General features: G+C 43.0%; 17 protein-coding genes and 1 other annotated feature. Of the genes, 2 read left to right on the top strand and 15 right to left on the bottom strand.

Annotated features, from left to right (window positions below):
- Window positions 1-20 precede the first annotated feature (20 nt).
- Window positions 21-260, bottom strand: a complete 240-nt coding sequence (locus NYE72_RS26970; RefSeq protein WP_076273497.1) for a hypothetical protein — start codon at window positions 258-260, stop codon at window positions 21-23.
- Entirely contained in the window at window positions 257-1,264 is a 1,008-nt protein-coding gene (locus NYE72_RS26975; RefSeq protein WP_175617364.1) for a TIR domain-containing protein, read from the bottom strand. Before NYE72_RS26975 ends, NYE72_RS26970 begins: the two co-directional genes overlap by 4 nt.
- Before the next feature lie 149 nt (window positions 1,265-1,413).
- Between NYE72_RS26975 and NYE72_RS26980 the strand changes: the two genes are divergently transcribed.
- Window positions 1,414-2,562, top strand: coding sequence for an N-acetylmuramoyl-L-alanine amidase (locus NYE72_RS26980; RefSeq protein WP_339210824.1), 1,149 nt, complete (start codon window positions 1,414-1,416; stop codon window positions 2,560-2,562).
- A gap of 96 nt (window positions 2,563-2,658) precedes the next feature.
- Here NYE72_RS26980 and NYE72_RS26985 read toward each other — a convergent pair whose 3' ends face one another.
- The 4 genes from NYE72_RS26985 to NYE72_RS27000 form a co-directional block, all read right to left on the bottom strand.
- Window positions 2,659-3,951: an Nramp family divalent metal transporter gene (locus NYE72_RS26985; protein ID WP_051491117.1), complete on the bottom strand. Its 1,293-nt coding sequence runs from the start codon at window positions 3,949-3,951 to the stop codon at window positions 2,659-2,661.
- A gap of 208 nt (window positions 3,952-4,159) precedes the next feature.
- Window positions 4,160-5,839, bottom strand: a complete 1,680-nt coding sequence (locus NYE72_RS26990; protein WP_339210827.1) for a glutamine--tRNA ligase/YqeY domain fusion protein — start codon at window positions 5,837-5,839, stop codon at window positions 4,160-4,162.
- Between the two features lie 81 nt (window positions 5,840-5,920).
- Window positions 5,921-6,181: a binding site (T-box leader), on the bottom strand.
- Between the two features lie 45 nt (window positions 6,182-6,226).
- Window positions 6,227-7,783 (bottom strand): SAM-dependent methyltransferase, encoded by a 1,557-nt coding sequence (locus NYE72_RS26995; protein WP_339210829.1) that lies wholly within the window; start codon window positions 7,781-7,783, stop codon window positions 6,227-6,229.
- A 55-nt stretch (window positions 7,784-7,838) separates the two neighbouring features.
- Window positions 7,839-8,693 carry a copper amine oxidase N-terminal domain-containing protein gene (locus NYE72_RS27000; protein WP_076128771.1) on the bottom strand — a complete coding sequence of 285 codons (855 nt, stop codon included), beginning with the start codon at window positions 8,691-8,693 and terminating at the stop codon, window positions 7,839-7,841.
- A 164-nt stretch (window positions 8,694-8,857) separates the two neighbouring features.
- Here NYE72_RS27000 and NYE72_RS27005 point away from each other — a divergent pair, with 164 nt between their 5' ends.
- Entirely contained in the window at window positions 8,858-10,042 is a 1,185-nt protein-coding gene (locus NYE72_RS27005) for an oxalate decarboxylase family bicupin (protein WP_339210831.1), read from the top strand.
- An 18-nt stretch (window positions 10,043-10,060) separates the two neighbouring features.
- On the opposite strand, the gene arsC is transcribed toward NYE72_RS27005, so the two are convergent.
- The 9 genes from arsC to NYE72_RS27050 all read right to left on the bottom strand — a co-directional run bounded on the left by arsC (window position 10,061) and on the right by NYE72_RS27050 (window position 20,658).
- A complete protein-coding gene (arsC, locus tag NYE72_RS27010; RefSeq protein ID WP_036680313.1) occupies window positions 10,061-10,480 on the bottom strand; it encodes an arsenate reductase (thioredoxin) in 420 nt (139 codons plus the stop codon).
- A 21-nt stretch (window positions 10,481-10,501) separates the two neighbouring features.
- Entirely contained in the window at window positions 10,502-11,791 is a 1,290-nt protein-coding gene (locus NYE72_RS27015) for an arsenic transporter (RefSeq protein WP_076128777.1), read from the bottom strand.
- A gap of 128 nt (window positions 11,792-11,919) precedes the next feature.
- Window positions 11,920-12,246 carry a metalloregulator ArsR/SmtB family transcription factor gene (locus NYE72_RS27020; RefSeq protein ID WP_076128778.1) on the bottom strand — a complete coding sequence of 109 codons (327 nt, stop codon included), beginning with the start codon at window positions 12,244-12,246 and terminating at the stop codon, window positions 11,920-11,922.
- A gap of 338 nt (window positions 12,247-12,584) precedes the next feature.
- The gene (locus NYE72_RS27025) at window positions 12,585-13,928 is read right to left on the bottom strand and encodes a HAMP domain-containing sensor histidine kinase (protein ID WP_076277125.1); all 1,344 of its coding nucleotides are present in this window, start codon (window positions 13,926-13,928) and stop codon (window positions 12,585-12,587) included.
- On the bottom strand, window positions 13,929-14,597 hold the full coding sequence (locus NYE72_RS27030; protein WP_076128780.1) for a response regulator transcription factor: 669 nt from the start codon (window positions 14,595-14,597) through the stop codon (window positions 13,929-13,931).
- A gap of 28 nt (window positions 14,598-14,625) precedes the next feature.
- A complete protein-coding gene (locus NYE72_RS27035) occupies window positions 14,626-16,587 on the bottom strand; it encodes an ABC transporter ATP-binding protein/permease (RefSeq protein WP_076146287.1) in 1,962 nt (653 codons plus the stop codon).
- 367 nt (window positions 16,588-16,954) lie between these two features.
- The gene (locus NYE72_RS27040) at window positions 16,955-17,473 is read right to left on the bottom strand and encodes a DinB family protein (RefSeq protein ID WP_339212116.1); all 519 of its coding nucleotides are present in this window, start codon (window positions 17,471-17,473) and stop codon (window positions 16,955-16,957) included.
- A gap of 169 nt (window positions 17,474-17,642) precedes the next feature.
- Entirely contained in the window at window positions 17,643-18,299 is a 657-nt protein-coding gene (locus NYE72_RS27045) for a response regulator transcription factor (RefSeq protein ID WP_038573390.1), read from the bottom strand.
- Complete coding sequence (locus NYE72_RS27050) at window positions 18,277-20,658, bottom strand: ATP-binding protein (protein ID WP_339210833.1); 2,382 nt, start codon at window positions 20,656-20,658, stop codon at window positions 18,277-18,279. The genes NYE72_RS27045 and NYE72_RS27050 overlap by 23 nt, the downstream gene beginning before the upstream one ends.
- Window positions 20,659-20,660: the final 2 nt, after the last annotated feature.

Here is a 20,660-nt window from a genome sequence, read left to right on the forward strand (position 1 = left end):
CCCCCTTTTTATAAAAAAAATCACGCAAAGGATGGTTTATTATTATCTACTTTCCCGCTGATAAGCTTCTTATATTCGTCGTCTCCGCCGTCCAAAGAAGGTGCAGTATAAATCTGAGCTGAAGCTGGCTGCTGAGTAGAATGACTCGAGCCTGCTTTTCTTTTGGTGCTTTTGTCATCGCCGCCTGCACTCCTGCTCCCACCACTCGCAGATCGGAGAACAGCATCGGATAAGCTGTTAATACCTTTTATTCTCTTCATGCTGAATCCTCTCCTACTAAATGATTGATGGTACGGAATAAATCCTGATTATTCCCAACTACCGCCTTAAGATCATCTGCAGATAATCCATCACTTCCTGAGAAATGAACGGAAAGAACATACTTCTTACCTAGAGGATAGCATAGGATATATACCTCTGCAACTTCCGTGCGTTGAAAAAAAGTCCATTTACTCGATAAAAATGCATCTACCACACTAGGCTGCTTCTCATTCCCTTTCGTTACAGACAAGGGATAGGAGTGACCACGTCCGACATTCCCCCCCACCTGAACAAGTTGTTCCTTCTCTTGTGCCTGCCAGATGGCTGCACCGATTACACGACAATGCTTCGGAGGTAAAAAGGAATTGCGTATCGCCTCACTAAGTGCGTGATATTTATCTCCATTCTCGGAGATGGTCACATTACTATTATATTGCCAAAAAAAATGAAGGATACTTTCCTTGCGCCTTAAATCCATCTTTAGCTGCTCTAAATCTTTAAGCGGGTCACGGAATCTTCCACGTTCTTGAATACTATCAATAATCTTACCACAGCTCACATCCACAGCAGCCGTAGGATTATCGTGATGCACTTCATACTCTAAAGATGTAATTCCCGCTAAATCAGATAGCAGATGATATTCTTCTACATTTTCTCCAGGGATGAGATCATCACGCGCAGTTACCTGATCAGGCACTAGACAAAAAACACGGCTGCGCCGTAATCTAGCCCAAAACAAACCCATTTCAAACCCCGTATTATCGCGGGTCACATAATAATATTTACCACGGATTTTGGCGACATCATCTGGCGAGAACACAAATACGGCAAAATCGCTCTCATCCAAATTTCGCTCCAACGCCTCCATAGTGTATTCATTCGCCCGAAAAGCGTTGGCATACCAAGGATGCACTTCAGCATCCCTCTTCAGCTGCTCATGAATCGCTCTTGCATAACGTATAGACTCCCTGGAAGATCCAATGAATAGCTTTGGTTTAGTCACGGCAATGCTCCTTCATCCTCTTTCCCGATATGTAATAATTATACAAGTCTTTAGACCACCAGAAAAGAGGCCATATTCTCAAAAAATATTATTCTAAACCTCGTAAATTGGGTAAGGAATTACGACTACTCTCAAAAAGCGAGGATACTATGAACAAAATGATAGGTGTCACCCTGCTCACAGCTTGCCTTTTGGGTATAGCAGCGCCACAGTCTGCTGAAGCAAAGACAGCAGCGGGAAGTTATACCGCACAGGTATATGCGAGTTCTTTAAATGTACGCGATGAACCGGCTAAGAATGCAACTGTTGTAGGATCAATTAAGAATGGGGCTCGGGTTACTGTGACTGATGAGCAGCATGGATGGTTAGAGGTTAAAGCGGGGAGCACCTCTGGCTGGGTAGCGGGTTATTACCTAAAAAAGGTGAACAGCAACTCCCTGCAATCCAGCGCTTCTGGAACGTCTATTGCTACTAAAACCAATACTGCCTCGTCAACATCAGCCAATGCTTCTAGTAGAACTTCAAAGGCTACAGTCACGGCTGATTCTCTACGCATCCGAAGTGGCCCAGGAACACAATATAAGGTGCTCGGTTCTTTAAAAGCCAAGGATACAGTCACTCTCCTTCTTCATCAGAACGGCTGGGCTCGAATTCGCACAGCCAGCGGTGAAACTGGTTGGGTGGCAGAGCAATATATCCGAAGCGGAAGCACACCAAGCAGTACAAGCAGCATAAGCACCGTCCAGCATAAAGGCGGACTACGAGGAAAGCTGATCGTCATCGATCCTGGTCATGGCGGCAGTGATCCGGGCATGCTCGGCACTACATATAACACCATGGAAAAGGATTTGAATCTGCACACTGCACTTTATGTCCGGGATGCTCTTGTTGCTAAAGGAGCACGGGTAGAGATGACTCGCACCCGAGACGATCAAAAGCCCACGTTAGCACGTCGTGTTCAGATGAGCCAAGCCTTGCGTGCTGACGCTTTTGTAAGCGTTCATTATAATTCTTCACCTAAAAATGTGTCCGGAACGTTGACCTTCTTTTATTCAGAAGCGGATGATTTGAAGCTCGCGCGGGCGATTGAAACCCGGCTGGGGCAAGGCATCGGTCTGAAGAGCAACGGGTTGTCCTTTGGCGATTATCACATCCTAAGGGAGAATCGGATTCCAGCTACCTTGGTCGAGCTTGGATTCCTTACCAATCCTATAGACGAGTCCATTGTCCGCAAGACCTCCTATCAGAAAAAAGCGGCTAAAGCCATCGCCGAAGGCGTAGCAGATTATTTTAAATAACTGGCTGGAACAACACTCCAAAAAAAAAGCCCGACCCATGTATCTCTCAGGTATGATCTGAGGAGATTTGTGGGTCGGGCTCTTTTGACTGCTTCCTTATACGAGCATTTGATAGACCAAGAACAAGTTCAACGATACAACCAGACCGGAGATAATCCAGCCCAGAGTGGCTGTCATTTTGCGGTTCACTAACCCGCCCATAATCTGGCGGTTGCTTGTAAACACAACCAGTGGAATCAACGCGAACGCAATCCCAAAGGACAAAATCACTTGACTTATTACGAGTGCCTTCGTTGGATTCACACCAAAACCAATGATCGCTAGTGGGGGAATGATGGTAATCGCACGGCGCAAGTACAGGTTAATTCTTTTGTTGATGAAGCCTTGCATAACCACATCACCAGCCATAGTTCCTACGGAGGAACTCGACAGTCCCGCAATGAGGAGTCCTAACCCAAACGAGATAGCCGTTACTGGCCCAGCTAAGTGACCAAATTGTTGAAACGCGACATCCAGATCCTCAACCACGAGACCATTTTTGAAAAACAATGCCGCAGAGACAATAACCATAGCCATATTTACTGCACCTGCGATAATCATCGCAATTATAATATCTATAAATTCCAGTTTGAAAATCTGTTTTTTCTCCGATTCATTTACTCCGACAATACGATTCTGTGTAAGTGATGAATGCAGGTAAATCGCATGTGGCATCACTGTTGCACCTAGTATTCCTGCGGCCAACAGGATGCTGTCCACCCCTTCAAACTTCGGTGTAAACATGCCTACAGCAACAGCTCCCATATCTGGTTTAGCTACAATAACTTGAAAAGCGAAGGCTAATACGACTATAAGAATCATTGCGGCAATCCCTGCCTCAAGGGAGCGGTATCCCCGGCGTTGCAGCTCTAAGATAGCAAATGAACCCACCGCAGTAATCAGTGCTGCTGGCAGCATGGGAATATCAAATAAGAGATATAATCCTAATGCCGCCCCGATAAACTCTGCCAGATCCGTAGCTATAATCACCAGTTCACTTTGAATCCATAAGAAGATAGATACACTCTTCGGAAAACGATCATGAGCGATCTCAGGCAAGTTCTTGCCTGTCGCAATCCCCAGCTTGGCGGATAACGCTTGGATTAATACAGCCATTAGATTCGAGGCTACGATCACCCACAATAAAAGATATCCATATTTGGAGCCTGCCGTAATATTGGTGGCAAAATTACCCGGATCCAGATAAGCAACTGCAGCGATAAAAGCTGGGCCTAGGAAAGGAAGTAATCGTTTAATCCCTTTGATCTCCCCGTTAAGTACGGCTTGTGCTGAAACAGAGTTCTTATGTTGTTTTATATGTGGTTGTTCTACTAAAGTTTGTTCGAGCATTTCAATTCCTCCTCTTGCCCTGAAAAAGTTGTCTATATACACGAAAGTTTCCCCTGTGCAACTTATATTTAAAGTATATGCTTATTTCTGAAAAATGTAAATATGTTTCATATGGAATTTTCATTTGCTTATAATACTTATGACCAATAACAAAAAAAAAGCTAGACGATGATCAGAAATTACCCGATCTTCGCCTAGCTTAAGCTGCTTATGAATTTTTCTTCCATGTGTCCTTCAGCGGTACTATCCGATTCAGCACCAGCTTATCTGCCGTGGTGTACTTCGTATCCACACAGAAAAATCCATGCCGGATCAATTGAAATTTATCTTCTGGCGTTGCGTTGCCCATCGATGGCTCCAGCAAACAATCCTTCAGGATTGTCAAGGAATCCGGATTAAGATACGCATCCCAGCGCTCACCGTCTTCTTTAGAACCGTCGTTATCTTTCAGCAGCCGCTCATATAGATGAACATCAGCTTTGATAGCATGATCTGCCGATACCCAGTGAATGGTTGCCTTAACCTTCCGTTCATTAAACCCGCTTCCGCTCTTCGTTCTCGGATCATAGGTGCAGCGAAGCTCTAGGATTTCTCCGGTAACTTCGTCCTTGATTACTTCGTTGCATTTAATGAAATAAGCACCCTTTAGCCTTACCTCGTTCCCCATAGTCAGCCTGTGATAACCTTTTGGCGGCTCCTCCATAAAATCTTCTTGTTCAATATAAAGGGTCCGTGAAAAAGGAACCTCTCTTTCCCCAAGTGACTTATCTTCACTGTTATTCTCAATCGTCAGCCCTTCATTATGATCCTCAGGATAATTAGTAATGACCACTTTTAAAGGCTTAAGAACAGCCATCACACTTGGAACCTTTGCCTTCAAATCTTGTCTAAGCGCATGCTCTAACATGGCAATATCCACAATGGTGCTATTTCTGACAAAGCCAATTTCCTTCACAAAATTCCGGATACTCTCCGGTGTAAAACCTCTTCTGCGTAAACCGCGAAGCGTAGGAAGTCTTGGGTCATCCCAACCGTCCACATAATGGCCTGTAACCAGTTGCCTGATATACCGTTTACTCGTCACAACTCCGGTGATGTTCACCCGTCCAAACTCTCTTTGCTTGGGAGCTTCAGGGGTATCCAGCTCATTCAGTACCCACTCATAGAGCGGCCGATGATCCTTGAATTCAATCGAGCATAAGGAATACGTAATCCCTTCGATAGCATCTTGTATAGGATGGGCAAAATCATACATCGGATAGATACACCATTCGTTACCCGTTCTATAATGCTCCGCATGAATGATTCTGTAAATCACCGGATCACGTAAGTTGATATTAGGTGAGCTCATATCTATTTTAGCCCGCAACACTCTGGCTCCCGTCGGATAATCTCCAGCTTTCATCTCCGTAAATAACCGCAAATTCTCTTCTACAGAACGCTCCCGGAACGGGCTGTTTTTTCCCGGCTCCGTAAGCGTCCCTCTATAGGCTGTCACCTCTTCAGGTGATAAATCACAGACATAAGCCTTTCCTTTTCGGATTAACGTAACTGCGCTATTGTATATTTTCTCAGAATAATCTGATCCATAAAAAATATGGTCCGGTGGATAGCCCATCCATTGAATATCTTCGATGATGGCATTTACATACTCCAAATCCTCTTTTAAAGGATTGGTGTCATCAAAGCGCAAATGGAACTTCCCGCCATACTTTTTCGCAGTCGTATAGTTCGTGTGAATAGCATACGCACTGCCAATATGCAGATACCCGTTAGGCTCAGGTGGAAATCTCGTGCAAATATCTCTACTGTAAGTCCCTGCTCCCAGCTCTTCTTGAATCAATCTGTCGATGTAGCTCTCTGCTAATACTTCCGGTTCCTCGTTCATTGGTGTTACCTCCTGTTTATAAGTGATATCCGCCTGCTTAATCTGCAAAATAAAAAGAACCTCACCTCCAAGACTTATGGTCTTGGGGACGAAATTCTCGCGGTACCACCCCAGGTTCATTAATATGTCACCATATTAATCTCATCAAGTACGGCAAAACATCTTACGCAGTGCTTATACTCTAGCTCTATAACAGGAGCTCCCGTCATACCATCCCCTTAGTCCGGTTCCGATATGCCGCTCAGAGGCTTGTTTCGATAAAATCCCCCTTACCCTGTTCTCATCATCCAGGGCTCTCTGTGAAGGAATGATTTCATGTACTCTTCTCGTCATCGCGTTTGATTATTTTGTATAGGATACCAAAAAGATAACCCTATGTAAATGTGCTTATTCCTCGCTCAGCGCCGTGAGAAGCTCCAATACTACTTCATTGTCAGGCTCTGCAGCCAAAGCTCTACGCGCGTATTCCAATGCAGCAGCTTCAGCTCCTAGCTCGTAGTTACAAATTGCCATGCTATAAAGCACTGATGCTAATGGTTCTTCCGTATTGGCATGCATAGAGCGTTCTAAGTAAACCAATGCTTCCGCGAATTTATCCATTTCATACAGCAGTAACCCCGCATCTAGCGACAGGTCATAACTCTGTTCCATCGGATAATAGCCAGTCCACATCAACTGTATTCCTCGCTGTAAATCCAGCATTTCTTCATCACTGGCACTGGGCAGTAGCTCCGAAATCTGTTCAGCACTATGGATAAACCATTCAGCATCATACCCACCCAAACGCCAAAAGGCCAAAATTTGCTGCAGCCCCATCGTATCTAATTGCTGATCCATCCATTCCTTCATACTAAAGAAATCATCGGGACCAAAACGTTCTATAAACCGCTTGTAACCCAGCCGAGTATTTGTATAGCTCAACGGAGTTGGAAGCATAAGAATACAGCCGATGTTCAGGTTTTTATAGTGATGACTGGTGAATATTGAATGCGCCCCTTTTTGTTTCAGCACATGTTCTATCGCATGATAATTCGCAGTCAAAGAGAAGCTTCCGTGATGAATCAGCAATGGAGGTTCTGCAAATTCCCAGTTCTCTAAGCGATGGTCGCCCTTATCCGCTGTAAGCAGCACGAATCCCTCTGTAGAGAGCCGCGCAAGCCGCTCCAGACAAGTGAACCCCACCACCGGAAAGAGTATATGTGAATCCTCCAGCTTCTGCTGATAAAGCGCTATAACGTCATGATAGGGATAAGTCTCCTCTTCATAACTAGCCGCACGCCGATAATGGTACTGCGGGATGATTTTGCCGAGCGCATCGGAGGGGTTATCCGGATCAACTTCCGCAGAATACTGGATCGAAACCTCACATTCATATATTTTTCCTTCATCCACATAAATTAATTCTTGCGGAATGCTGTCAAAAAAATAATTTGCCACAATCACCAATGGCTGCTGTAAATCACCCGGCCGAATGCTGAGCTTAGCGTGTACTAAATGTAGTTCTACATCCTGCACAGCATCAAAACGTGCGAAGTCCAAAATACCCTGCTCTACGTAAGGAAGTAGGCTCGGGTGCTGCTGCCAGCTGGATATATTTTTGGAAGGCAAATCACTCATCACATAACGAAAAGGAGGAAGAGGAATATCTGCGTAGTCTACGATTTCACATAACTTTTTAAGCACATGGAATGCTAATCGGCCTGCTCCCGCTCCAAGTTCTAGAATCGTAACGGTCTCTGAGAGATGCCCTTGTCCAGCCCGGTCTTGCAGGAATCCAAAGATCATCTCTGCGTATGCTGTCGCAATCATAGGGTTACTCGTGATGTACTGCGGGACCTGATCATTATTCCAAGCCTTTAATCCCTGCTCTTCATAATATGTTCGTTGCAATTCCCAAATCGGTGCTTCGCTGAAGCGATATTGCTGTTCTTTGTTACCTGTCATCTGTTTCTTTACCCGCTCTCTGTCTAGCTTGTTTGAATAATCTATAGCAATTTCCTTATTGCGCTCTCAATGTGCGTGACCTGAAAATGACGTATTCAGCCTCTGTTGGAATGGTAACGGAAAATGATAATAATGCCGCCTTGGAAGTTGAGGAATCAGGTCCTTTCAACGTTTGATAAAAAGAATTCCCTTTACTGTCCACACTCACCAGCTCTAATTCCGCGTTTCCTTTAGGGATGATGAATCCGGAGGTATTTTGCACGCCTAAGGTTAATCTATATTCTTTCCCGGATTGAGCCTGTGTTAGCATAGTAGGATATAACGGATACGGATGTGCTGTCGTTTCGAGTGGATAAGGAGCAAGCGCACGATCTGCCTCAGGCTTCACCCATTCCTCCCCTTTTCTGGCTCCAATGCCAAGGGTTAATTTATTCACATTATTAAATTGCACTTCCCAGCGAAAAGACTTAAGCCCTTCTAAAATGGGGGACGCCGGAACAAACAGAGTGCCATCCTTTATCTCTGGAGCAACGCCTAATGAATCCACGGTCTCCCCATTAAAATCTGCCTCTAGCTGCCCTGCTTTAATATTTCCTACCGATCGGTCCAGCAGTGAAACAGTAATACTCTTGCTCAGAGCGTCATAGAGCAAATCTGCGCCAATCGCATTGGAGAAGGCTCGAATCGGCACCATTAATTTACCTGCTTTGAAATAAGGGGCTAGTTTACCTGGAAAAAGCACGTAATATCCCCCGTATGACAGTGGCATTACCTGTGTCCCTAACTGGACAGCTGCCGACACCGATGTAGGTGTAACCGCAGATCCCGCGGCGAACATAATCACTAATAGACCTATTACATAAGCTTTTATTTTCCCTAATCGTTGTAAGGACTCCTTGATGTGAATCATCACAAACCCCTCTCCAGTTCATCTAGAACCTTAGCCTCTATTAGTAATAATCAATGATGACCCTACACATGTCAACTTGTACCACTTCTGCTATCCATCATAAAAGACAGCATTCCGCATATATTTTCATTGAACTCTTAAGGAACAAGAAAGGAGAACATCTTATGACTTCTGCTGGACAGGATTCGGCAAACAAAACAAACATCCCCCAGCCCATCCGAAGCGATGGCACAGGGGGATTAGATAAAGGACCCCGCGATGTTATGCGGGATCTTGAGAACCCGGATATGTTCGTACCTCCGGTAACTGATGCGGGCCTGGTTCCCAATTTGAAATTTTCTTTCTCCGATGCGCATATGCAGCTTAATCATGGTGGCTGGTCCAGAGAAGTAACCGTCAGAGAACTCCCTATCGCAACTACACTGGCAGGTGTGAATATGAGCCTGACCCCCGGTGGAGTACGAGAGCTTCACTGGCATCAGCAAGCGGAATGGTCTTATATGCTGTTAGGCCGCGCTCGGATTACTGCTGTGGATCAGAATGGACGGAACTTTATAGCAGATGTAGGACCTGGTGATCTATGGTATTTTCCGCCGGGTATTCCTCACTCTATACAAGGTCTTGAAGAAGGCTGCGAATTCCTCCTAGTCTTTGACGACGGGAGCTTCTCCGATCTGAATACCTTGTCTATTTCCGATTGGTTCGCCCATACGCCCAAAGAGGTTCTTTCAGCTAACTTTGGAATACCTGCCGAGACCTTTGACTCCATCCCCACTGAACAGGTTTACATTTATCAGGATCAAGTTCCCGGCTCATTACAAAGCCAAAAGGTGCAGTCGCCTTACGGAGAAATTCCACAGAGTTTCAAACATTCGCTATTGGCACAGCCTCCATTGAAGACTCCTGGCGGGAGCGTCAGAATCGTTGACTCCAGCAACTTTCCGATCTCCAAGACCGTGGCTGCTGCACTGGTAGAGATTGAACCTGGAGGAATGAGAGAACTCCACTGGCACCCCAACAACGATGAGTGGCAATATTATCTTACCGGCAAAGGACGGATGACTGTGTTTGCCGGAAACGGTGCAGCACGTACCTTTAATTACAGGGCTGGCGATGTTGGGTATGTTCCTTTTGCATTTGGACATTATATTCAGAATACAGGAGAAGAATCGTTGTGGTTCCTCGAAATGTTCAAAAGTGACCGTTTTGCCGACGTCTCTCTGAACCAATGGATGGCTCTCACTCCCCATGAATTGGTTCAAAGTAATTTGAACGTTGGGCCCGAAGTGACCGATGCCTTACGGAAAGTGAAATGGCCAGTGGTGAAATACCCTAAGTTAAAAGAATAGGTTACTTCCTCCCTTTGCTTATTCACCAGTCTCCGCAAAATGTTTGATTCTATCTCCAATCTGGTCACGCACACGCTGGAACACTGCCCACTTCTCTTCATCCGTCCCTTGCGCTTTTGCCGGATCATCGAAGCCCCAGTGTTCCCGTTTGACCTTCGGAGGGGTCATTGGACATTTATCCGCAGCATCTCCACATAAGGTAATGACCAGATCCGCGTTGTTCAGCAGATTAGCATCAATAATATCCGAGGTCTGGCCCGTGATATCTATGCCTACTTCGCTCATGGCTTGTACAGCTTTTGGATTTAGACCGTGAGCTTCAATACCTGCACTGTACACGCTCCATTCTTTTCCTAGATATTGCTTAGCCCAGCCTTCAGCCATCTGACTTCTGCAGGAATTCCCTGTACATAAAAAATAAATTGTTTTCTTGTTCATCTTGATCTTCCCCTATTCAAATTAGTTAATTAACAACCACATATAAAGACCTAAAAGCGTAATAAATAACGTTGGAATGGTTAAAATAATACCTGTCTTAAAATACGTTCCCCAAGAAATCTTCACGCCTTTAGCCGAAAGTACATGCAGCCACAGCAGTGTGGCGAGTGAGCCAATCGGAGTGATCTTCGGTCCTAAGTCCGAACCTATAACATTCGCATATATTAAAGCCTCTCTAATGATTCCAGTGGTATGCGTCGCATCAATGGCAAGCGCGTCAATCAGAACGGTAGGCAGATTATTCATCAGCGATGAGATCAATGCAGCTATGAAGCCCATACCCATCGTTGCGGCAAATAAGCCCTGATCAGCAATAGACCCAATCATCTTAGCAAGTAAATCCGTCAGCCCAACATTTCGAAGTCCATATACTACGACATACATTCCGATAGAAAAGAACACAATCGCCCAAGGCGCTCCGGTAATCACTTCTTTCACCTTGACGTAAGGGCTTCTTCTCGCGAGAAGCAGGAACAAAATAGCTATGATCCCCGCAACCACAGATACCGGAATACCCAAAAATTCGCTGACAAAATACCCTACCAAAAGAACAGCCAATACAATCCATGACAGCTGGAACATTTTTTTGTCTTTAATCGCCTCATGCGGATCTTTTAGCTGTGAATCGTTAAAGTGCTTGGGAATACTTTTGCGAAAAAAGAAATAGAGCACCACGATGCTCGCCACAAGTGAGAACAGCGTAGGTATGATCATCTTGCCTGCATACTCCATAAACGTAATCCCGAAAAAATCCGCTGATACGATATTGACCAGATTGCTGACCACGAGCGGCAATGAGGTGGTATCGGCAATAAAACCGCTGGCGATAATAAACGGAAATACTTTTTTCTCATCAAAATGCAGCGCCCTTACCATCGCAAGCACAATAGGCGTAAGAATCAGAGCCGCTCCATCATTCGCAAAAAATGCAGACACTAACGCACCAAGAACGATGACATACACAAACATTCGTCTGCCATTCCCGCGGGCAGCCCGCGCCATATGTAAAGCAGCCCATTCAAAAAATCCGATTCGATCCAGAATTAAAGAAATCAGAATAATAGCCACAAACGCTAAAGTAGCATTCCACACGATCTGCGTTACATCCAGAACATCATTAAAGCTGACTACCCCAGCTAGCAAAGCTATAATCGCGCCACCGCAGGCTGACCATCCAATCGATAAATTACGGGGCTGCCAGATTACAAGGATTAAAGTTACTAAAAATATAAGGATAGCTACAATAGCCAAAGTGCCATCCCCCTTTTACTGCCAATCCACATCTTTTTCAACACTCCTATATAAGCATGTGACTTCAATCCAACATCATTATATAACTATATAGTTATATATAAGTCATAAAAATTCTTACCTGAAATTTAGTCGCAGCATGGCTCTTTAGCCTCTTTATTCAGTTCAGCCAATATCGATTTGGAACTAGGCATCTGTTGAAGAACAGCCTTAAGATGTGGTTTATCCTCGACATTTAACGAATAATGTACCCACTGTCCCCGCTTGCTTTCCCTAACGATTCCTCTACTTTTCAATTTCCGTAAATGCTGGCTAATCGCCGGCTGGGAAATGTCAAAGATATCAACGAATTCACACACGCACCATTCCCGCTCTTTCAGAAGAGAAAGCATTGCCAATCGGGTCTTATCTCCGAACAGCTTCAAGTCTTCAGCAATTTCCGTTAGTGTCTGCATTCCTTCTCTCCTCCTCTTGAAAGTATATAAGCTAATACTTATATTCTAGTGAACTTACCATTGGGAAGCAAGAGTTAATTTTTAGCGGGCTACCGTCCACTCATGCTCCAACATACTGAACATCAAAGAATCCAGGCATCAGGATGGACAATATAGCCGATTTCGCCGCTTCTGTCCGTATGGCTTCTAATATTTAATTCAATCATGCCGATCAAATGTTCAGTTCCTACTGCAACTATGGCTTGCGCGAACCGAGTTCTGGGAACTTTTTGAGAGTCTCCTATTGCTTGGTTCACAAATGAAAGGGTCTGCGTTTGCCTTAAGCTTCAGCCCGTTAACTATTCATAGGGTTGAGAGACAGGGATCCAGACGATAAACTGGGTTCCTTCCCCAACCTTGCTCTCCACTTCTATTTTACAATCATGCATTTTTAGAATTTTTAATACAATAGATAATCCAAGTCCATTCCCTTTATGAACGCTGCTCCGCGCTTTATCCACCATATAAAAACGATCAAAAATGCGGGGCAATGCTGCCTCTGGTATGCCTTGACCAGAATCTTTAATAGAAACCTTCACAAACGCTATAGAACGCTCGATTTCGACATGAATGATACCCTCTTGGCTTGTATATTTTATAGCATTATTGATTAGGTTTTGCCAGACTTGATCAAACAAATCTTTATCCACCGTAATTTGGCAGGGTAATAAATCCAATTCTATCTGAATGTTTTTCTGTGCCCATTGTGGCTCCGCCAGAACGATCGCTCTTCTTAACTGTTCATCCAGCTGAAAAGTGGTGAGATTAACCGGATGATGTTCTGAATCAAGCGAGGCTAATCTAAGCAGATTGTCACTTAGGCGGGATAAGCGCAGCGTTTCCTGATAAATAATATCCAGATGTTCTTTTTGCTCTTCTACTGGAACGACACCATCTTGCAGCGCTCTAGTAAACCCTCTAATGGACGTAAGCGGAGACTGCATTTCATGAGAGACATTGCTGACAAAATCATCACGAACAGAGTCTATCTTTTGCAGCTCACTAGCCATATGATTAAAGCTTTCCATCAGTTCCCCGAACTCATCTTGATTTTTATGCGTCAAGCGCACAGATAAATCGCCTGATGCCATTTTTTTAGCTGCTTCCGTCAGACGTTTGATAGGCTTAACAATGAATCCGGACATCAAGAGAATCAGTAAACTTCCAATGACTAAAACCGTTAGAAGTGTAAAAAACACGTTGCGTCTGAATGTGATCAAGCTCGACGAAAAATCAATTTTAATGATGAGCGCAGCTTTCTCCTTATCTACGATGGGAATGCCAACAATAGCAACACCAGACTTATCATTAAGCATCACTGCGTCTGTGGAATCTGGCTTAAATAGAGCGGCAACCTTCTCCTTATCCACTGAAAAAACAGCATCACTCCACTCATTCACTCTCACTTTCGCAATATCGACCCCATATTTATTGAGCAGTTTAGTAAATGCCTGTGCTTTTTCCGGATCATCGATTAGGGTAAGCACTTTGGCTACGTCTCCAGCTACTCTAATGAAGATATGGTTTGGGGTCACATTATTTTCGGAAAACCGTACATTTAGCAAAAAAGAGATCATTAAGCTGACGATCACAATCCCAATGAACGTAATGACAATACGCAGACGCAGGCTTTTTTTCAACATTTAGGCCAACTCCAGACGGTATCCAAGTCCTCTTACCGTAGAAATAATTAGCTCGGGAATCGATTCAAGTCTTTCTCTCAGACGTTTGATATGTACATCTACCGTACGCTCGTCGCCTTCATAATCGACACCCCAAATATTTTCTATGAGCTGAGAACGCGTGAATATTTGCCCTGGCGAACCCGCCAGAGCAAATAACAACTCACATTCCTTTTTCTTCAACTCCACCGTTCTCTGAGCCGTAACAACGTTCAAATTCCCCAGATCAATCATCACTGCGCCTAGTTGAATCACACTCGAGGAGGTTAAATGATATCTTTTTAATAGTGATTTTACCCTCAGAACCAATTCAATGGGATCAAACGGTTTGACTAAATAATCATCTGATCCGGCATTAAATCCTCTGACTTTGTCCTTAGATTCTCCTCTAGCTGTAACCATCAGAATTGGAATATCGATATAAGATCGGATATCTTCGGTCAATTCAATACCATCTACATTTGGCATCATCACATCTACAATCACCAAATCGATCTTTGTATGCGCTAGAATGTCTAATGCCTCTTGACCGTCTGCTGCTTCCACTACGGAAAATTGGTTTTTTTCAAGATATAATCGTATTAATCTACGGATATGAGAATCATCATCCGCCACTAGAATCGTGTTCATCTCTCAATTTTCCTCTCCGCTAACCTATTTATTCATATCGTAGAGATTCCATTGGATCCAGTTTGGCAGCCTTAGAGGATGGCATCAAACCGGCGATAATACTAATCAGGGTACTCACAACGATCCCAAATAACACATAATAACCGGATAGATTAATAAGTTTCACTCCAAAAGCATTGTCCAAGAGAATATTTAACACATAACTAATGACAATGGCAAAGAGTACCGCAAAGATACCGCTGAATACACCTAATAAAGCTGATTCAGAAAAGAATATACGTTTGATATCTTTTTTCCTTGCGCCAATTGCCCGAAGAATCCCAATTTCCTTAGTCCGTTCCACTACACTGATATATAGCACAACCAATATCATGATCCCTGATACGAGAAGTGAAATCCCGGCAATACCAGAGAGAACTATAGTAGCCATATTCACATAAGTTGTGATTCGCTCCATGATTTTTGTCGATTGAGAACCTGAGAATCCAGCATCAACAGCGGCTGCATTAATATCATTCACATATTTCATATCGGTTGCAAAAGCATTAACTTGAATTGGACCTATTGTAATCCCCTTGTCAACATACATTTGCTCCAAAGTCTGCGCTGGAAGATAACCCGTGGGTTGCATTTGCGCTCTTGGATCAGTGCTTTCATAAATACCAGAGATAGTGACTTCTTGTTCCAATGTGATCGGTTTATGCTTAGCATCCATTTCATTAATATATAGATAAATCGATTTCCCTACTAAAGACTCTGGACTGTCATTTCCGCTTAATTTACTTGCCGTTTTCACGGGTAATAATATCTCTTTGCCCTCTGGAAAAGCCCCTGCGGTAATCGTCTCTTTAGCAAAAGCATCCGTTAAGGTTGTTAATTGTGTAAGACTAACCGTCTGATCTGCATAAACCATAGTAGATTTGCCCGAAATGGAAGTGATGGTTTCTACATAATCAACATTTGGAATATTTCGGATGGTTTCAATATCGGCAGCCGTAAACGTTTCGCCGGGCAACATCATTGCCTCTGGACCTTGCATGCCTTTAGCTTCTTCACTGGGTTTAGTTATATCCACGAGTAAAGGATCCATACTTGAATTAATTTCGTCATTCATATAGTTCGTAATTCCATTCCCTAAGGAAAGCATCAACAGTACGCTTAAAATACCAATAGACCCACCCAAAGCTACCAATACATTACGTTTGGCGTTGAGCTTCATATTCTGCAGAGCCATTTTAAAAGATGCAAATAAACTGAGATTTCGGGATGACCCCTCTCCTCCATCGTAACTAATCAAGGAGCGGTCCTTTAACTGAATATCATCTTTAATCCGTCCTTCTTCAACCTTTACGATACGGGTACCAGAGTCGGCTACTTTCTGTGAGTGGGTCACGGTAATGACCAATATCCCTCTTTTGGCTATGCTGTCCAATAAGACTAAAATTTGATCGCCGGTATCCTTGTCCAAGGCCCCTGTAGGTTCATCTGCCAAAATAATATCAGGATTATTCGCTAGCGCGCGGGCAATGGACACTCTTTGCTTCTGTCCACCGGACAGCTGATTGGGGCGTTTTTTCAGGTGCTCTTTCAAGCCTACCTCAGTCAAAATATCTATAGCACGTTTATTGCGGTCCTTCTCACTGGTATCCGTCATCTGCATCGCCACTGTAACATTCTCCAAAACTGACAGATGTGGGATCAGATTGAAATTTTGAAAAACGAAGCCAATATTGTTCTTGCGATAATCATCCATTTCCTTTTCGGTCATCGTGCTTAAATTCTTTCCGCGAACAAGGACCTCGCCTTCATAATCGGAGTCCATTCCCCCAATGATGTTCATCAGTGTGGACTTTCCGCAGCCAGACTCACCTAGAATAGAGACGAATTCACCTGTATCAAAGCTTAGATTCACATCATGGAGTACTGGCACCTTTTCTTTACCGTACAAAGTATATGATTTCTTTACATGTTTAACTTCTAATATTTTCATTTGTTTCTCTTCCTCTCCTGGTCATGCTCTATATCTCTTTTGATGTTTCATATCCTAACAAATTTGTGTGAACTGATAATGAACTGGATAGCCACATGGAAGAGTCAGAGCTATAGCACATATTTAGGTTAAGCAATATAAAAAGGCGAATTCACACTCAAAATGAGTGGAACTCGCCTTCTCTATTCGGCTTATTTTCAAAAGAAATTAGTGCATGAGGTAATAAGCTAATCCTCCAACTTGTTTTCCGGCGTAATAAACGATGTCTATAATCACCACTGTTAATACAAATTTCGAGAGCAGCGGATATTTCTTAAATAAAGGCTTTATAGTTTTCTCTATGTACTCCATTCGCGCGCTTCCTTTCTTAAGCTAGTGCTCTTTTTCGGATCAGCCTAATCTGGCCTCTATGATTGATTTCATCCTCAAAAACGTGAAACCACATAAAATAGTAGTTCGCAGGTTTGTTATGCCAGAATTCCTCTTCAGTATATAACCAATCATCATCGACGGTTGCGAATAATTCATAAGTCTTTTGTCTAACTTCATTTAGGCGATCTAAATAATAGCTTAGGTCATTCCCCTTAATATTGGCTCGTCCTTCGTCGCCTAAATTTAATGCTGGTCCCCATCTTGTTAGCTCTTCTTCAGACAAATCTCTTTGCTCAAACGTTGCCACTTGATATGCATATTCTACAGCAGCGTAGTGCAATAATAACGCTCCAATAGAGTTACTCTGAGCATCCAATAAATAATCCAGTTGTTCCACAGTTAGACCCTTAACGGCTTCTAATGTTGTATATCTTGCATAGTTCATCATGGATAAAAGTCGGCTGATTTGCGGCGAGTAACCTGGGATATCTGTAATCAAAAATAGTTGGTTCATGTCAATCATATGGATGTTCCTCCTTGATTTTTTCAGAATAATACATCTAAATACCAGAATGGTTCAGAATTATGAATTACAGGTAATGACGATCAAGATGTCAAAGTGAGGTGCTTAACAACATGAATAAAACTAACAAAACTATGTATTGGGTTGTATGGGCTTCAACTTAGAAAGTCTCCATCCTAACAAGACCTAGTCGTTTACCCTCAACAATAGCCTCGGATCTGGAATGTACACTAAGCTTCTCAAAGATTCTCGTCAGGTTATACTCCACAGTCCTTTGTGACATTAAAAGCTTGCTGGCTATGTCTTTATTGCTTTTTCCACTAGCTACTTCTTGGAGTATTTCCTGTTCTCTTTGATTAATGGACACTTCTTCAAGCAGCCGATTATCCCGGTGATTAGAAATCTTGATATCATTTCTTCGTAGCTGTTTAAGTAAAGACACCGGAATGACCGCCTCATTCCTCAGTGCACAACGAATGGTATTTAACAACTGTTCTCGGGAAGCTGTCTTAGAGATAAATCCTGTGACCCCTGACTCCATCAAAAGATTATAATGAGCACTGATCTCATATCCGGTATAAATCACCACTTTAGATTCAGGATCACGTTGAACGGCTCTTTTGGCGAATTCAAGTCCGCTGATCGTAGGCATGTTGAGATCGCATAAGATCACATCAAATTCTTGTTGCTCCAGCCTATCCAAAGCTTCCATCGCTGACAAAACAAAAGTAACCTCCATATCCGCGTCCTGCTCAATCATAGTTTTGGTTCCTTCTCCGACTGAAGGATGATCATCAACCAACAAGATACGTATCATCGTCATCGCCTCCTCTGTGCTTTTCTTCTACAAAAGCCATTGTCGGTAAATAAATAATAACCTCCAGTCCCTTCCCTTTCTCCGAGTTAAAAGTGCATTGCCCCTCTAAGCTCGCAACACGTTCTTTGATGCCGGACAGGCCCATATGCTGAAAAGATTCCCTGATATCAACTATATTCATGCCAATCCCATCATCCTTATATCGGAAATAGAGATGCTCTTGCTGGTCCAGCTCAATTTCAATCTGATTCGCCTTGGCATGTTTCCCGGCATTCCGCAGGAGCTCCTGTACTATTCGATACAACGCAATCACCAGATCATCACTTAGCTCACCAATCGGACTGGATGTAAAGGTGATAATGTAGTTAGACTGCAGCTGGGCATACTCAAACAATAGTTCCAGTGCCTTCACAATTCCGGTCTCTCTTAGCAGCGGCGGACGCAGTTCATTGCAGGTCTCCCTAATCTGATATATCACATCCAGAAGTCCCTCTTTAATCTGAAGCAGCTCTGGCAAAATATCCGCCTCAATATCATGATCGGAGATCAGTGTTTCCAGCCTGCGAAGCCAAATGAGCTGATCCTGAAGAGCAGAATCATGTAAATCTGCCGCCAGCTTTCTGCGTTCTTTCTCTGATAAGTTAAAGATCAGGCGTAGAACCCATGGTGCTGCATGTAACTCTTTTTTCATCTCTGCTTCAAGGTCTTCAATCAAGCCTTCAATAAGATATAAATTCTCATAAACAATACTCGCATAATTTGCGAGGGTATTTAACCAATTAAGCTCATCCGAATTAAGTTTTGTATGATTCTTCTTATGATCAATCCAGAGGAGATTAAATTTTTTTTGGTGACGTCCGATTACGAGTAAGATCCCCTGTTTGAGTTGAACTACTTCTCCTACCTTAAAAACTGGAGATTTCGATACAAATTCTATGTTGATCTCTTGGCCCGAATTGTCGACTATTTGTTCGAGGTTACTCATATCCTCATCTCTCTCAAAAAAAGCAGACCGACTAACCGGTAAAATCTCATTGATTTCCTTGTAAATTGCAGCCTCCAAATCAGACCGCTTCATCACCTTGGAGATTTGCTTCGAGAATCGCTCCAGACTACCTTGATAATGATAAAGCTCACGGAACAATTTAGGCCGGAAATAATAATCTATTTTCTCCTTAAAGAATAAAAAGATTGTAATAGATAAATATACAACCAAAAACATCTGAATCCATTTGATCCAATCATACTCTTGCCTGCTCTGAATGATCGCAAGTACGGCTACAATCATTAGCGCCGGAAAAAAAGCAATTAATAAATAATATTTAAACCGATTAAAAGCGAAATCAATGTCAAATAGTTGCCTAGCCGTCAGCAGATAAAAATAAGTAACTGGCATCAAAAACAAAAAGATCGTAGTAATTTCGTAAGGAATCAAGTTGACCCCAACAGCAATGGGTGCAGCTGAGAAGAGAACAAAAGGTGTAAACGCAAGGATTTGTCCGGTAAGCATAATTTTAAACATCGATTTAAGCGCTGTGCTTCGATAAGTAATGTATAAATATAGCAGCTTAAATATGCTGTAAAAAATCCCAAAAACAAAGAACCCAATAATAATTAACCTTATAAAGGAATACAAGGATCTATCCCATGAGTAAACCATTAGACTGGAGGTAGAAAATAGGCTTAATAAAATAACCAGGCCGTAGTATATTTTGATTACAGTAGTAGATAAAACTAATACATCAAATCGTTTCAGATATACTTGGAGAAAGTGAATAAAAACCAGTGGAATTAAAGGCAACACGCAACCCATCGCGATTCTACCTATAAGATCAGATCTACTTGAGGCATATCCCGCAAAGTAAGTTATTCCGACTAATAAAAAGAATAAAATCAGCAGCTCTGCTGAGCGCTCCCCGCTTCTCCTGCGGTATAATAGAAGGCCTAACACTGCCAAAAAAACAAATGTCGCTCCAGGGACTACAAGCTGGGTAAACGTATGATATATGGAGGATTTATTCTCAATATCATAATGCAAAGCAAGTGGAGCACCCCCCTTGGAGTTACGAAGAAGGTCAACGGATTGAACCTGAGTTAAGCTTCCATATCTAACAGCTTCATCCACTTTGTCAATCGGTTTCCCATTAACCCGTAATAAGATATCCCCTTCCCTTAAATTCTGTTTATACCCTTCGCTTGAAACGTCTGCCTCAGCAATATAATATTGCCCTCGTTCATTCTGCTCCAGACCAATGCCAAGCAAGATATTAGAGTGAATGACCCCCACAAAATGAATAATAAGAAAAGCAAAAATGCAAAGTAACCCTGATATGAATAACTGGCGGAGTTTTACTGTCATTT

Source organism: Paenibacillus sp. FSL L8-0333 (assembly GCF_037965665.1).
In the GTDB taxonomy this organism is placed as follows: Bacteria; Bacillota; Bacilli; order Paenibacillales; family Paenibacillaceae; genus Paenibacillus_AQ; species Paenibacillus_AQ odorifer.